This window comes from Rheinheimera sp. (assembly GCF_965283995.1).
In the GTDB taxonomy this organism is placed as follows: domain Bacteria; phylum Pseudomonadota; class Gammaproteobacteria; order Enterobacterales; family Alteromonadaceae; genus Pararheinheimera.
Genome location: NZ_CBDIQG010000001.1, coordinates 3,921,122 through 3,937,559, shown reverse-complemented (window position 1 = coordinate 3,937,559; position 16,438 = coordinate 3,921,122). Strand labels below are relative to the sequence as shown.

Annotated in this window: 7 protein-coding genes; 5 read left to right on the top strand and 2 right to left on the bottom strand. The window is 52.5% G+C overall.

Annotated elements, in window-relative coordinates; all coding sequences use genetic code 11:
- The first annotated feature begins 20 nt into the window (after window positions 1-20).
- Together ACQ66Q_RS17615 and ACQ66Q_RS17610 are read left to right on the top strand one after the other, a co-directional pair.
- Complete coding sequence (locus ACQ66Q_RS17615; protein WP_430457993.1) at window positions 21-917, top strand: matrixin family metalloprotease; 897 nt, start codon at window positions 21-23, stop codon at window positions 915-917.
- Window positions 918-1,170: 253 nt separating this feature from the next.
- Window positions 1,171-4,122: a TonB-dependent receptor gene (locus ACQ66Q_RS17610; protein WP_430457992.1), complete on the top strand. Its 2,952-nt coding sequence runs from the start codon at window positions 1,171-1,173 to the stop codon at window positions 4,120-4,122.
- Window positions 4,123-4,195: 73 nt separating this feature from the next.
- Here ACQ66Q_RS17610 and ACQ66Q_RS17605 read toward each other — a convergent pair whose 3' ends face one another.
- Together ACQ66Q_RS17605 and ACQ66Q_RS17600 are read right to left on the bottom strand one after the other, a co-directional pair.
- Window positions 4,196-6,430: a winged helix-turn-helix domain-containing protein gene (locus ACQ66Q_RS17605; RefSeq protein ID WP_430457991.1), complete on the bottom strand. Its 2,235-nt coding sequence runs from the start codon at window positions 6,428-6,430 to the stop codon at window positions 4,196-4,198.
- A 226-nt stretch (window positions 6,431-6,656) separates the two neighbouring features.
- On the bottom strand, window positions 6,657-8,102 hold the full coding sequence (locus ACQ66Q_RS17600) for a Na+/H+ antiporter NhaC family protein (RefSeq protein ID WP_430457990.1): 1,446 nt from the start codon (window positions 8,100-8,102) through the stop codon (window positions 6,657-6,659).
- A gap of 353 nt (window positions 8,103-8,455) precedes the next feature.
- Here ACQ66Q_RS17600 and ACQ66Q_RS17595 point away from each other — a divergent pair, with 353 nt between their 5' ends.
- The 3 genes from ACQ66Q_RS17595 (at window position 8,456) to ACQ66Q_RS17585 (ending at window position 16,416) form a co-directional block, all read left to right on the top strand.
- Complete coding sequence (locus ACQ66Q_RS17595; protein WP_430457989.1) at window positions 8,456-9,919, top strand: sodium:solute symporter family protein; 1,464 nt, start codon at window positions 8,456-8,458, stop codon at window positions 9,917-9,919.
- The gene (locus ACQ66Q_RS17590) at window positions 9,900-10,703 is read left to right on the top strand and encodes a substrate-binding periplasmic protein (protein ID WP_430457988.1); all 804 of its coding nucleotides are present in this window, start codon (window positions 9,900-9,902) and stop codon (window positions 10,701-10,703) included. Before ACQ66Q_RS17595 ends, ACQ66Q_RS17590 begins: the two co-directional genes overlap by 20 nt.
- Before the next feature lie 160 nt (window positions 10,704-10,863).
- Entirely contained in the window at window positions 10,864-16,416 is a 5,553-nt protein-coding gene (locus ACQ66Q_RS17585) for an alpha-2-macroglobulin family protein (RefSeq protein ID WP_430457987.1), read from the top strand.
- Window positions 16,417-16,438 lie beyond the last annotated feature (22 nt).

Sequence of the window (16,438 nt, the reverse complement as noted above, 5' to 3'; positions counted from 1 at the left end):
ACTCCCGGAGCCGATTCATCTTGATCCTGCGCTTACTCCTGTTACTGGCAGCTGTGCTGCTTTGGGTATTCTGGCCCACTGCGACGGCGCTTAAAGCCCCGATCGGCAGTAAAACCGCCAGTTGTGATCAGGTGATCCTGTGGCGTCTGGACTCGATAGACCCGGCTTTTGGCCTCAGCCCAGAGCAAGCTCTGCCCTTGATCCAGGATGCCGCTTCGCGCTGGAATCAGAAGCTTGGCAAAGAAGTGTTGCGTTATGACGCACAACACGGATTTCCGATCCGCTTTGTCTTTGACGCCCGCCAGCAACAACAGCTGGAGCAATTAATGCTCGAGCGTAATTTACACCGCTATGACGACCGCATCGGTGATCAGCAGCAGGATTTCGAACGGCAGTTGGCGGAATTTCAGCAGCAAAAAGCCACCTTTGAAGGCAAAGACCGGCAACTTGCAGCTGATATTCAGGCATTTAATGACAAAGCCCAGCAAGCAGATCCAGGCGCCGCAGCGTTGCTGGGTAAGCAGCAGGCCGAATTATTGAGCCGGCAAAAGGAACATGCACTGGAAGCAGAACAGCTGGATGCCTGGTCGGAGAAATTGCAGGACCGGCAACAACATCTCAATAGCCTCATCAACGACCGCAACGCGTTATTGCCAGCGCAACCAGCAAGCGGCCTGGCTGAAGTCGGTTTGTTAGAGCAACAGGGCGCTCAGCGCACGATGACGATTTTCGCTTACAAAGACGCTCATCACCTGACGTTGACCTTGCTCCATGAATTTGGTCATGCCCTCGGCATCGACCACCTGGCGGACAGCAGTAGCATCATGTACAGCCAGTTAAACGCTACACAGCAGGACATCACCCATGCTGATATCAGTGCCTGGCAGCAACAATGTCAGCAAGCCGGGCCACGCTAACGCCCGGTCATCACCAAGTCTGAACCGTACTTATTAACAAAAAGTTACAAACCACATTCACCGGTACGAATAAGACCGCTTTATTTACGCGCCTTTGCAGCACTGATTTGCATAAACTCACGGTATTTTTACATTCATCAGGAAATCATCAGGTTTTCCTCCGTTTTTTTTTATGGCCGCGCAGGCTAGTTGATCACAGTCTCTGTGCTACGCATCACCCGGTCTCGGTCAGGAAAGTCCGGCGCCGGGTGCTGTGCAGCGAGTCGGTCCGGCACTGGTGCTGATTCGTCACTTCGCCAGTGGTCTGCGCCCATCAATTGCTGGGCTGACATCCAAAAATGAGAATCACTTTTTAGTGATCGACGGAGATAATCTGCATGTTTATTGCAAAATTGCAAACAAGTTACAAAAATCCATCCGCACGGCCCTCGTACTCGGTACTACCGCTTCCGCGTTAACTTTTATGTCCTCTGCTTCTGCCGTACAGACGACTGAAACCACCAATAAAAAAGACGTTGAACGTATCCAGGTGACTGGTTCCAGTATTAAACGGACAGATATGGAAGGGGCATTACCTGTTCAAGTCATGAACCGTGAAGATATTGATAAAACAGGTCTGACTTCCGCAGGTGAGTTAATTCAGAGTTTACCGGCGATGCAAGGCTTTACTGTCGCCGCACAGTCGGTTGGTGGTGGCGGTGGCGGTCAGAAAACCGCTTCATTACGCGGTCTTGGTTCCGACTACACTTTGGTATTGCTGAACGGCCGCCGCTTAGCGCCGCGTGGTTCAGGCAGTACGATCGACTTAAACTCTATTCCATTAGCCGCCATTGAGCGGATTGAAGTCTTAACAGATGGCGCATCCGCTATTTATGGCTCTGATGCGATTGCCGGGGTTGTCAACTTCATCACTAAGTCCGACATGCAAGGCTTTAACCTGAGCGCCCGTTACAACAAGCCGCAGGAAACTGGTGGCGAAAGCCACAACATCTCTGCTTCAGCCGGTTTTGGTGATTTTAATACCGATGGTTACAACGTGCTGGTTTCAGTGTCCCGTGATGAGCAGGCACAGCTGAAATCAACCGACCGTAAGTTTGCCAAATCAGGCATTATTCCATTCCGCTACAATGAAACCGACTATACATTTGTCGCAGGATCGCCCAACGGTATTCCAGCCAATGCTCAGGTGTTCCTGTCAGGCTCCAATACACCATTAGTCTTTAGCCCATATGCCCGTACCAACGGCGGTTGCCCGCAGGACACTTTTGCTGAAGGCACCGAATGTTCGTGGGACTTTACCTCGACGATTGAAGTATTCCCGGAGAGTGTGCGTGATAACATCATGGTCAATTCACTGTTCAAAGTGACTGATGATTTCCGTGTTTTTGCTAACCTCAATGCCACAGATTACTCTGAAACCAACCGCGTTGCGCCTTACCCAACCGGTTATTTCCCACTGCCACTGACATCTCCGGTTGTGCAGCAATGGATTATGCCAAACCTGACACCGGCAGAAAGGGCCACCGTCACAGGCGTCAATGCACGTTGGCGTGCACTGCCGGTTGGCACCCGTGCCACCGAGTGGAACAACAAAGGAACCAATCTGGTATTAGGTTTTGAAGGGGTGAGCGGCGAGCTCGATTACTCAGGTGGTTACACTTACTCAGTCAACGATTCAACTCAGAACTTTGTCGGCGGCTGGTTACTGCGTGATGACTTCGTCAACCTGATGCGTTCAGGCACCATCGATATTTTCACTACACCAGACAAGTTAAGTTATGCCAACCGTGATGCCTTGATGAAGACGGTTTACAACGGTGAATGGACCAACGACAAAACCACGATGCAAGCAGTAGACCTCAAAGCATCGATGCCAGTCTTTGAGTTGCCGGCTGGCCAGGTGTACATCGGTACCGGTGCTGAATACCGCAAAATGGATTACAGCAACAAAATCGCTGAAGCCAACGAACAGGAGAAGATTCTGTTCCTCGGTCGCGACACCGCTTACGATCTGGACCGTGACTCTTATGGCCTGTTCTCAGAAGCAATAGTGCCGGTGATGGAAGGGATGGAATTGTCTGCTGCAGTCCGTTACGACAGCATTGGCGCTGTTTATAACGGTTCTACCTACAATGCTGCAGGCTTCCCAATCAAAGGCTCGTCAGGCTTTACCGTTAACGATGATATGTCAGATCTCACTTACAAGATGTCACTGAAATATCAGGCAACCGACGATTTGTTGTTACGGGCTTCCAGCGGCACCGGCTTTAAAGCACCATCAATGTTAGATATTGCACAGCCACGCGTACCGGCTGGTGTGACCGGTGGCGCCTACGATTGTCCTTTTGCAGCCAATGATCCAAAAGCGGCCTGGTGTTTATCGACCCGCTCGCAGTACACCATTTTTAATCAGGGTAGCCCGTCGTTGAAGCCGGAAACCTCTGAGCAGTTTGCCTATGGTTTTGTCTATGCACCGTCGAACGATTTCAGCCTGGCGCTGGATTACTGGCGCATCAACATGGAAAACCTGGTAACAGCTCTGACGGAAGCGCAGATTTTTGCTGATTCTGCCCGTTATTACGACCGCTTCCTGCCAAATACCAATTTAGCGACCGGCCGTACTGAGCTGGCTATTTTGCGCAGTTCGGTCAACGTTGGTAAATCAATTACCCGCGGTGTTGACTGGGACTTGATGGTCGGGCACGACCTGTCATTCGGACGTTGGACTACCAGCTTTGCCGGCACCTATTTACTGCAAAAAGAATATACCCGCCCAGGGACTACCAATGAGTGGATCAGCAGTTTAGGCCGGTTTGGCGCGAACCAGGCTGTGGACTTCCGCACTATGGCCAAGTGGACCAATAGCTTACAGCACGGCGATTTTAGCCACTCTGTGATCCTGAGCTACCGTTCAGGTTATGAAGACCGCGCAATCACTGCGGCCAGCCGGGAAGTTCGGTTAGGCGGTACCGGTGGTGCCGGTGTTGCTATCCAGCTGGCTGTGCCGTCTTATTCGACTGTGAACTATCAGACCACATACAAAGGGATTGAAAATACCGTCTTAACCTTTGGTATCAATAACCTGACGGACGTTGCACCGCCGCTGTCATTACGTGGCGGCCAAGGTCACCAGACTGGTTATGATCACCGCTATACCGATGCATTTGGTCGCACCTTCTATCTGGGCGTCGACTATAGCTTCTGATAATGACATTGGATAATGTCTTGATATAGCTGAATGTGCGGCAGTCTCTCTGCCGCACTTTTTTATGCTGCAGTTAAACGGGCGGAACCAGCCAATAGATATCACCTTGCACCTGATGTGCATTGACAAAATACAGCTGAGAACCTTGCACACTGTACTGGTGCACAAAGCCTGGGCTTTCCGGGAATACACAATCTTGACGGCCACTCGCCAGATGGTAACGCATCACACCAAGGCCGGCTTTAAAATAGTACAGCTCGTCACCGACGATCTGCCAATTCAGCCAATTGATGACACTAAAATCGGCCAACAACAGGCTCTCCGCTGCATTACCCAACTTTTTCTGATAAAGGCCGGGTTGGTTAAACTTACTGTAAATCAAACGATCACCAAGCAAATATCCACTGTAGCCGCCATCCATGGTTAATTGCCGTAACTGCTGATTGGCCGGTTGGTATTGCCATAACTGCCAATCACCGGATTGCGTGCTGCCAAAAATCACACTTTGGCCATCTGCAGCCCAATTGGCACTGTGTGCTTTTGCACTGGCTGGCAGCAGCAACTCTGGCGCTGCATGACCAATCCTTTGCGTATAAAGCGCATCCCCCTGGCTATACACGATTTGCCCGCTATCGGGCGCCCAGCTGAAACGCAAAAAATCTTGCATCGCAGGCGCACTGGGCAAAGCAGCTTCCGACGCCATCAGATCCTGACCATCGGCAGCGAGCGGTTTCAGCCACATGTTAAAAACACCCATGCGATCAGATAAAAATGCCAGCGAGCGGCCATCTGGGCTGATGCGCGGCAGCAGGTCCATCTTGGAGCTTTGCACCACTGGGGTGGCGGCATCAAAGGCGGCCTGGCGTTGTCCGGCGGCGCAGGATTGCGGTAAGGCGACACGTAAAATATCAGTGTTTTGTTCACTGACGCCGACAAACCAGCGCGATGGACTCACCGCCAAACTATTGATGTAGCCTTTTTCCGCCAACACCAAATGATGAGTCTGCGTTGGAATGTGATAACGGTAGACTTTTTTATCAGTGACCAACAGTAAATGGTCTGGATCCAGCCAATGCAATTGTCGAACGGCTAAATCGACCAGATGGGTATGCTGGCGTTGATATCCGCGGACTTGCCAAAACTGCAACTCGGTCTGCGTAACGGTTTTATAGTGCGCTATCGCCAGTTGCTGGTGATCCGGTGATGGCGCGGCCGCGAGATCACCGTTCGTCACATAGGCAGCCGGCAAGGAAATCTGTTGTGGCTGACCGGTAGCGACATCCAGATAAAACGTGCTGTATGGCTGCGTTTTATCAAGACGCTGCCGAAAGTAAAAACCACGGCTATCGGCCCGCCATTGCATTCTGAAATGGCTGTCGGTCGGACAATTCAGCAGTGGCTTCAACCCAATTGGTGTCGTATCCAGCGTCGCTAACAAGACCTGGCAACCCACGGTCGGTTGCTCGCTATGGGTGACGAGCACCACTTGCCTGCCGTCCGGTGACAACATGGCAAAACGCAGTCCCTGCAACTCTGGCAATAACTGCGCATGCTGACCGGCCTGATGACGCCAAAGCACGGCCTTATCCGCTTGATTGTATTGCAAATATAATTGCACTTGGCCGCTGTGATCCGTACTGACATGAGTTTCACTGCCCTGATGACTGGTCAGCGGGTATTGTTGGATAAAAGGCGTGGGGTCTGCGCCTGTTGAACGCTCTGTACTGGCTATCAACCAATATCCGGCAGCGAACACACTTACCATGAAGATACCGAGCAAGAACGGCCGATACTGCCAATAGCGATTGCGCCGTGACTTTGTTTCTGCCGGATGAATAGCCAGGCGCGCAGCGGATTCAATCTGATGCAAGTTGGCAGCTGCTGCGGGTTCCATCTGCACCTGTGACTCTGCATGCGGGCCAGAGGCCGCTGCGACGCGAAGCGCAGTGTCAGTGTGCGGTGTGATTCGTTCGACTTTCGCGACCAGCCGATAACCGACTTTGGCAATGGTTTGAATATAATCCTGCGAATCATCGAGGCTGGCAAAATGTTTGCGCAACTGTGAGAACACCCGGTGGATCACGCTGTCGCTCACGACGCGCTGCTGCCAGATCCCCTCAATGAGCTGTTCGCGGCTCACCTGCAGATTGGGGCTGTGGACCATCAACCACAAAACATTAAAAATCTTCGGCTCGATATGCAGCCGCTGTTCTTCCCGGCAGAGCGTTCGACAGAATGGATCCAATACAACTAACCCTATACGGATAGCGGTCGGCGGCAATGGCGAAGGATCTGTTGTGCTCTTCATCGTTGGTGTAGAGGTATGTCCGTTTAAAACCAGCAGGATCAAATTTGTGACTGATGTTGCATTTCAGGATGGGCTTTGTCAAACATATTGCACAAGACGGCAGCGCATAAAAAAAACCACCAAAGGTGGTTTTTTTATGCGCTGCTAACAATAGCACTCAATGTACAGACCAACGCGTTGGGTTGCTATAAACCACTTTCGGTGATTTATAGCAACAGAGCCAACATTAGCCCATTGCAGCCAGACCGATAAAGCCGGCAAAGGCCAATGCCGCGGCAATCAGGCAATAGGGCAGTTGTGTCACTGCGTGCGAGATCAGATTACAACCTGAACCTTGTGCCGCCAGCACCGTCGAATCGCTGTAGAAACAAGCCTGCGAACCGAAAGACGCCGCAGATAACAGCGCACCAATCACCAGTGGAATGTCGGCATTTACCGCAGTGGCCAGTGGCATCACAATCGGAATCGACACGGCGAAAATCCCCCAGCTTGAGCCCGTCGCGAACGACAATAGCGCCATCGCCACAAACACCAGCGCCGGTAACATGGTTGCGTTCATGTAAGGCGTCAGGTTCTCGATGACATACTGCGGCAGCATGATTTTGTCGCAGACGTCTTTGAAAATAAACGCAGCGATGACGGTGCTAATCGCCGGCAACATCGTCTTAAAGCCGTTCATCATCACTTCCATCATTTCGCTGATCGTCATCAGTTTCTGGAAATAATAATAAGGAATAATCAGCAGCAAAGTCGCAATCACGCCTTTGAGCACGTCGATATCGAAGTAAATAGTGAAGGCAATCAGCGCCAGCATTGGCACCACGAAATTATGCAACTGGCCTTGTTTATCCGAGTGTTCAAACTCTTGCTCAATAGCCTGTACCGCATATTCGTCGCTGGTATGGTGCGGCATTTCGTGCTGTGCATGGTGTTGTCCATGGCTGCCCTGCACAATATTTTTGGCGTCTGCCGCCAGCTCGCAATCAATCGGCGTCCCGGCTTGCGTTGCCAATTCAGCTTTTTTCATTGGCCCGATATCAGGAATGATTTTCAGCGCAACCAGCATCACCATCAACACGGCAAGCCATGCATAAAACATGTACGGAATGGCCTGCATATAAACTTCAATGCCTTTGCCTTTTTCCGCGATGCCGTTGTCGACCAGCAAGCCACCAAAAAACACGGCCCACGTCGAGATCGGAATAATCACGCAGATAGGTGCCGCAGTTGAATCAACGATATACGCCAGTTTCTGCCGGGAAACCTTGTATTTGTCCGTCACCCGCTTCATCGCTTCGCCAACCGACAGCGCATTGAGGTAATCATCAATAAAGATGATACAGCCCAGAATAAAGGTCATAAACATCGACGAGCGCTGACCTGTCGCCAGGCGCGAGCCAAAACGGCCAAAGGCCAGGGCACCACCGGTGTGGATCAGCAACGAGATCAAAGCACCAAAACCACCACAGACCAGAATTAACCAACCAATGGTTTCATCCTGCATCACTTGCAGCGAGATCTCGGCAAAATTGTTAAAAGAATCTGCTGGTGACAACAGCAGTAAACCTGCAACAGCACCAACAACCAGCGACAGAATTGGCCGTTTCGACCAAATTGCAATCGCCATCACCACAACTGGTGGGATTAAACTTAACGCACTGGGTGAATCCATCAGGGGTTCCTTTCAAAAACTCCAGGTGACTGGTCAATAACACCACGACAAACAGACAGCTTGTCGTCAGATTTCACTCGGGCTCTGGCAGATTGACGCCTGCGTGCTGCCTTTGTTGTTTTTTTGTTTGCACAACTCAGCGGGAATTGTGGTCGGATATGATAACAAAATATGCTGCTGACTCAATCTTTGATTCAGATTCTGTGCAGCAACAATCTCTCGGAAACGCTGCGGCTGAGCTTGTAAAAAATGGGGACTCTTCATTCATAAGCTTCTGTTTATGTATAAAATTTGCAGTTTAGTGCTTTTAAGCAGCACACTATGCTGATGAATCTGCGCGCAAGGGGCGGCCCATGTTGTTAAATCTGGTAATTGCTTATTGGATATTCTCGGTCTTGCTGGGGCTCTGGGCAGCCCGCCGGGTCAAAAGCAGCGCTGATTTCGCTGTCGCCGGCCGGCATCTGCCCTTTTACATGGTGACAGCCACCGTTTTTGCCACCTGGTTTGGTTCTGAAGCGGTACTGGGCATCCCTGCCACTTTCCTTGACGGCAATCTCGGTTCTATTGTTGCCGACCCTTTTGGCACTTCTATCTGTCTGATTTTAGTTGGGTTATTCTTCGCCGCGCCGTTGTACCGCATGCGTTTACTGACCATTGGTGACTTTTATAAGCGCCGCTATGGCCGCAGCGCCGAAGTGTTTTGTTCGCTGGCCATTGTGATTTCGTATCTGGGCTGGGTCGGCGCCCAAATCACCGCTCTGGGGCTGGTATTTAATGTTGTCTCCGCCGGCATGATCAGCCAAGAAATGGGCATGTGGATTGGCGCAGGTTCTATTCTGATCTACACCCTGGTCGGCGGTATGTGGGCCGTTGCTGTGACCGATTTGGTGCAGATGGTGGTGATTATTCTCGGGCTGCTGTACATCAGCCATGAAGTGGCCGATATGGCCGGCGGTGTTGCAACCGTGGTGCAGCATGCCGCGGACGCCGGAAAATTTACCTTTTGGCCAGCATGGGATTTAAAAGCGGTGTTAGCTTTTGTCGCCGTGTCGCTGACGATGATGCTGGGTTCTATTCCGCAGCAAGACATTTTCCAGCGCGTGCAAAGTGCCAAAACGGAAAAAATTGCGGTGTGGGCGACGATCTGCGGCGGCACCGGTTACTTCTTTTTCGCTTTTATTCCACTGTTTATCGCCTATGCCGCCACGCTGTTGCAGCCCGACATGGTAGCGCGGCTGATGCAGACCGACAGCCAGCTGATCCTGCCGCAATTTGTGATGGATCAGATGCCTTTTGTCGCGCAAGTGATCTTTTTTGGCGCCCTGCTCTCGGCGATTAAAGGTTGTGCCTCCGCGACCTTGCTGGCGCCTTCAGTATCCTTTTCTGAGAACATCCTGCGGCCGTTATTGCCACCGTTGAATGACCGGCAGCTACTGCGACTGATGCAGGCAGTGACTTTTGTATTTTGCTGCGCGGTGCTGGCTTACGCCCTGCATAGTGACGCCTCGATTTTTGCCATGGTGGAAAGTGCTTACCAGGTCACACTGGTCACCGCTTTTGTACCGCTGGCGTTTGGCGTGTACTGGCGTCGCGCCACCAATCAGGGTGCGCTCTGTGCTATTGGCGCCGGACTGCTGGTCTGGCAGGGCATGATCTGGCTGGGACCGGAAGACCCACTGCTGGCCCCGCAATTTGCCGGCTTTCTGGCTAGCCTTGCCGGGATGCTGCTGGGGTCTTTATTACCGCAATATCTGCCCCACAACCACGACGTCCACGATCAGCTGCACCGGGGTGAACATGGCCATAGCGCGTTATAAGCAGAAAATGCGTTGTCTCAGTTCAGGGCTGTTGCTGGCCCTGCTCTGTTTCGCCGGTAAAGCCGTCGCCGAACCGCTGAAATTTTTCACCGAACACAGCCCACCGGGTGAATATCTGGCTGCAGATGGACAGGTCAAAGGGCCTACAGTTGAACTCATCCGTATCCTGCAACAGCGGCTGCAGGACGAAGGCCCGATTGAGATTTATCCCTGGGCACGCGCTGTACAACTGGCTAATCAGGAACCCAATGCCGTGCTGTTTGAAACGGTGCGAAATGCGCTGCGCGAAGATAAATATCAATGGGTGGGTCCGCTTAAAATCCATGAAATCATGCTGTATAGCCGGACGACACACAGCAAAAACGCCAACAAACGCCAAATCGCTTGCGACTACCGCGACTCTGCCGTGTTAAGTCAAATCCGCCAGCTGGGTTATGAAGAAAATCGCAATCTGGTAGTGACGATCAGAGCCGGCGAATGCAATGAACTGCTACTCAAAGGCCGGGTCGATCTGGTGGCACTGAATCAGCTGGTCGTAGCAGAACTTAATCAACAGCTGGCCGCGCAGCAAGACAGCCTGAAACCAGTGCAACCACTAGCCGCCGCCCGCCTGTACATGGCGTTCTCAGTAAAAATCGCCCCAGAACGCGTCGCCCGCTGGCAACAAGCCCTGCTGGAAAGCTACCGCGACGGCACCATGCGTAGGCTCTATCAAAACATCTACAGTGAAGCGATGATTTTGCAGTTGGAGCAATTGGCAGCAGCGCCGGCCGCACAGCAGTAATCAGCATCAATAAACACTGCACAAATAGCCTGTACTCAGCGTCGGTTTTACCAACACAAAGTGGCGATGGTTATCGCCCCCGCTTGTCTTTAAACACCAAACCCTCTTCTGTTATTCTGCAACGCTAGTGCTTGCACACCGACTGCAAAGGATAGCTCTGATGGTGAAACACATTTTGACATTGATTGGCGCAGCGCTGATCCTGGCCGCCAGCATTTTTTTGCTGCGTTCCGCACCAGATACAGCAGCGCCAGCGGCTACCCAACAACAGCAGTTGCCGCCATTGGCAACACTATTACTGGAATACCCCAGTGGCGAAGTTTCAGCCGACACCAAATTAACCTATCGGTTTAACCAAGCCATAGTCCCATCGAATCTCGTCGGCAAACCGGCTGAAACGATGCTGAGCTCCACCCCGGCCAACTTATTCACGCCGGTGTGGCTTGACCAAAAAACCTTGCAGTTAACCCCGGTCAAACCATTAGCATCAGCCGCCGCCGTTACGCTGACGTTGTCGGGTCAAGCATTGGCCAGCAGCGGTCTCATAAACCCCCACGCCGACTTTAACAGTCAAATCCATGCCATTTCACAGCGTTTGTCGTTACAGGAACAAGGTTTTGAGGTTGATGCAACGCAAATCAATTATGTGCTCGAAGTCAGTAGTCATGATGATTTGACCGCTGACACGCTCGGACAGCTGTTGGTGTTGGATCAAAGCAGTGCCAAAGAGGCTAAGTTACTGTTTAAACAACTGACGCCAAGACGCTGGCAGGTGACTGCCACTGCGCTTGGCCCAGCGCCGGGCAGTTTCCGTCTGCGCTGGAAACATCAACTCAACGCCAGCGAATTTGCTGCTGAGCGCATTTTAACCTTGCCAGAACCAGAACGGCTGTCGGTGCTATCAACTCGCTTTGACGACCAGGATGGTCAGCGTATCAGTGTAAGTTTTAGCCAGCCACTGGCAAATCAGCAATTGACCGGGCTGGTGAAGTTAAATGATCAAGAAGTTCGAGCCCGTATTCATGGCAATCGGTTGGACATATTTCCAGCCAACAAAATCAGTGGCTTAGTAAAACTCTGGGTCGCCGACACGCTGAAATCGGCCAAAGGCCAAGCGCTTGGCAGCAGTTACCAGCACGAGTTACAAGTCAGCGCTTTGTTGCCTGAAATCAAATTCATTGGCAATGGGTATATCCTGCCGCAGGCCGAGCGCCTGCTGATCCCGGTGGAAGCCACGAACGTCAGTGCAGTGCAACTGCGCATCTTCCGAATTTTTTCTGACAATATTCCGCAATTACTGCGTGCTGCAAATGACAACCTCAGCACCGATCATTGGACGCAGCAAGCACTTGGCCGTTACATCGCCGAGCGCACGCTGCCACTGAAAGATGCTATCCGCGACACGACAACGGTCTGGCAGCTGGATGTCACCGATTTAGTCGGACAATACCGCGGCAGTGTGTTTAGCATTGAAGCGCGAGTATTACCGCAACATAGTTTGTACCCTTGTGATCAGAAAGTGGCGGATGAACCACTGACCCCGCTGACCCGCCTGAGTTACGATGGTTATGACAAAGAAAGTGAGATCCCGTGGCGCCTGTGGAAGTTCTATCAAATCAAAGGTGATTACGACTGGGAGCAGCGGAACAATCCGTGCCATGAATCGTTTTACCGCTACGACCGCAGCACGACAAAAACCTTTATCGCTTCGAATTTAGGCCTGATCGCCAAAAGCGGTCAAGACGGCCAACTGCACTTGTTTAGTACTGCATTAGATAAAGGCGTACCACTTGGCGGCGTGCAGATCAGCGCCTTTAACTATCAACAGCAGCTGATTGGCCAGGGAAAGACTGATGCCAACGGCATGATCAGCATCAAGCCAGAAGGCGAAAGCTATTTTATCAAAGCTGAAAAAGACGGTGACACCGGCTATCTGAAAGTGCCCGGCAATGCGCCGCTGCCAACCAACCAGTTCGACACCGGCGGTGTCACCAGCATCAGTGGCGTCAAAGCGTTTTTCTATGCCGAACGTAATGTCTGGCGACCAGGTGACAACATCTATTTGAATTTAATCGTGCAAGACAAAGCACAACAAATTCCACCAGATTTCCCCATCAGTCTGGATTTTTTCTCACCCAAAGGGCAGAAAATCAGCAGCGTGACGGCCAAGCCGGTCGGCAATGGTTTTTATCGGTTTGACCTCGCCACCGCTGCCGAAGCGCCAACCGGCAACTACACCGCTATCGCCAAAGTGGCAGATAACTATTTCGATACTGTGCTGAAAGTTGAAAACATCCTGCCCAACCGCTTAAAACTGAATTTAGCTTTACCCCAAACGTTCACGCTGGCCGACAACGCAATGACGCTCAGCGCTCAGTGGTTAAGTGGCGCCAGCGCCGAAGGCCTCAAAGCCGATATCGAATTAAAATTAAGCACAGTGCCCACCGAATTTGACGGTCTGCAAGGCTATGTGTTTGACGATGCTCGCCGCCAGTTTAATTCGCAAAAAAGTCTGATTTGGCAGGGTAAATTAGGCCCAACTGCCGAAGCCGATTTCAGCCACAAGCCTGCGTTGAATACCGCCGCGCCCGGCGCACTCAGAGCGCTGTTTTTGCTGCGGGTGTTTGAACCCAGCGGCCAATTCAGTACCCAATACAAAGAAAGTTTACTGCATCCCTATAGCCGTTATGCCGGACTGTCGCTGCCGGCGCAATACAAAGACGAACCGCTGGCCGACGATGCCAGCATGGCGGTCAACACGGTATTGGTCGACCAGCAGGGTAAAAAGCAGTCAGGCCAACGGCTCATTGTGCAAGTGTTTAAACTGCGCTGGAGCTGGTGGTGGGACAGCCAGGATAGCGAATACAATTACGCCAGCGATGACGATGCACAGGAAATTTCGCGCAGCGAATTAATCACTGATGCAGCCGGTATGGCAGGGTTTAATCTGCAGGCAGCCGACTATGCCCAGGGCCGTTACCGGCTGGTGCTGTGTGACAGCACGCCGGATGGTCATTGCAGCAGCCAAATTTTCTATATTGGGTGGGGCTGGAGTGAGCAACAAGACCGCGACAGCGCGACGCGTTTAGGCATCAGCGCCGACAAAGAAGAATATCAGGTCGGTGACAGCGCCAACATCAATTTACCGGCCGGCACCAAACGTCAGGTGCTGTTAACGCTGGAAAATGGCAGTCAGCTGATCGATAAACGCTGGTACAGGCTCGAAGCCGGCCAAAACCAGCTCAGCATAGTGCTGGACAAGCGCATGGTGCCAAATGTGTATGCCCATGTCAGTCAGATTTTGCCGCATGCCAACCGGCCATCAGACTTACCGCTGCGCAGTTACGGCGTGGTGAATTTGCCGGTGAAAGATCCGGCATCAATCTTACAGCCCGAGCTGACCTTACCGGCAGAGGTCGCACCGCAAAGCAGCTTTACGGTCACAGTGCGGGAGCAACAAGGCCAAGCCATGACTTATACCCTGGCGCTGGTCGATGAAGGCTTACTCGGTATTACCGATTTTAAAACACCAGCCCCGCATAGTACGTTTTACCGCAGAGAAGCGCTTGGCGTACGAACCTGGGATTTGTTTGATGACGTGGTTGGCGCATACGCCAGTGATTTGAGCAGGTTACTCGCGGTTGGCGGCTCAGAGCTTATCGCCAAGCGCGACAACAAGCGCATGCAACGCTTTAAACCGCTGGTGCAAACCTTTGGTCCCTTTACATTGGCGGCAGGCGCCAGTGCAGAACATCAGATCAACTTACCGCCTTATGTCGGTGCGGTGCGGGCCATGCTGGTGGCGGGGAACGGCTATGCCTATGGTCAAACCGAAGCACCGGTGAGGATCCGGCAAGATTTAGATTTACTGACCACGGCGCCCCGACTGGTCGGCCCGGGCGATGAATTCAGCGTACCGGTCACGCTGTTTTGGCAAGGCAAACAAGCCACCACCGTCAAAGTCACCGCCAGCGCCGATGACAAACTGAGCCTGATCGAAGCCAGTCAAAGCGCAACCTTCAGTGGCCCCGGTGAGCAAACCGTACTGTTACGCCTCAAAGCCAAAGACAGCAGCGGCATCGCAACGCTGACCGTTCAGGCCAGTAATGGCCAACTGCACAGCCAAGAGGTGATCCATCTGCCAATCAGGCTCCCCAACGCACCGGAACAACGTGTGCTGGCACAACTGTTAGCGCCGGGGGAAAGCTGGCAACCCAAAGCGGAGCGCTTTGGCATCGCCGGCAGCAATGCACAGTGGTTTAGCGTGCTTGGCTTAAATAATTTCAACCTGACCGCGTACTTAAACGCGCTGGCGCAATATCCGCATGGCTGCGTGGAACAAACCACGTCCAGAGTCCTGCCGCTGTTGTTTGCCGGACGGTATCAAAGCTTTAGCCCGGCCGAGCTGGACAAAATGACCCTGGCGATTAATCAACAACTGCAATTTTTAGCGGGTTACCAGTTAAACGACGGTCGGTTTGCCTATTGGCGCGATGGCGGCTATTACGTCGAATGGGCAGATTTATATGCCGGTTATTTTATGCAAAAAGCCAAAAGCCAGGGCTATCAACTGCCACAGCCAGCCGCTACCAATTGGTTGAACTACCAGAAAAAACGCGCCAATCAATTCGATGGGCGCAGCGACGATGACTTAACCTTGCAAGGGTTACGCTTGTCACTGCTGGCGCAAGCTGAACAAGCCGATCAAGGCGCCATGAACCGGCTGCGTGACATCTTGCTGCAGCCGCGCAGCAGTGCCACCACGCCGGCTTCGCAATCAGCCAACAACCCGTTAGTGTTGGCGCGGATGTATCTGGCGCAAGCCTATCTGCAACAAGGACAACAAGCTGCTGCGCGGGAGCTGATGGATGCAACAACGCTGACCGGTACGCAACAGTCGCAGTTACCCATCGGCAGCGAACTGGCACAGCGGCTGGTGCGGATCCAAACGCTGGCAGCTGCCGGCCAGGACGCCGCGGCCATGCTGCAAGCGAACGATGTGCTTGCCGATATTGATTTATCTGCCGGCGCGACTGTCGAACAAGCCTTAGGTGGGCAAATTCTCACTGAATTACTCAGCACCCGCGGCGCGACGAATGGTTCAGTGCGTCGATTCAGCCTGATCGCCAAAGACCAACCGATGGATATCGCGCTCAGCCAACCTGGTTATAGTTTGGCATTGGCGGAATATCAGCCTGAACAATTTAAAGTGACGAATACCGGCACCGCCCCCTTATTTGTCAGCTTGCTACGCGAAGGGATTCCGGCAGCAGGCACCGAACAAGCCAGTAGCCAGGGGCTGCGGCTAAGCAGTCATTACACCGATCTGGCTGGCCAGCCGATTGATATCAGTACGCTGAAACAGGGCAGTGATTTTATTGCCTGGGTCAGCGTGGAAAATACCGGTCCAGATGCACTATCGCAGTTGGCGCTGACCCAAGTATTTGCCGCCGGTTTTGAGCTGCGCTCGGCGATGCTGGCAGAAGAAGCGCAAAGCCCCGCCGTCAGTTATCAAAAAACCGGCGACGACAGGCTGTACACCTATCTGGATTTAGCCGCGGCAGGTAAATCCGGCGCACGAGTGGTATTAAAAGCGACGTTAAATGCCAGCTATGCCGGGCGGTTTTATCTGCCGGCCTGGTCGGTGCAATCGATGTATAAACCGCAAATACAAAGCCGTATTAGCGGGCAATGGGTGGAGATTAGGCCCTGAACCGGCTGCGCCGCCGGCACTA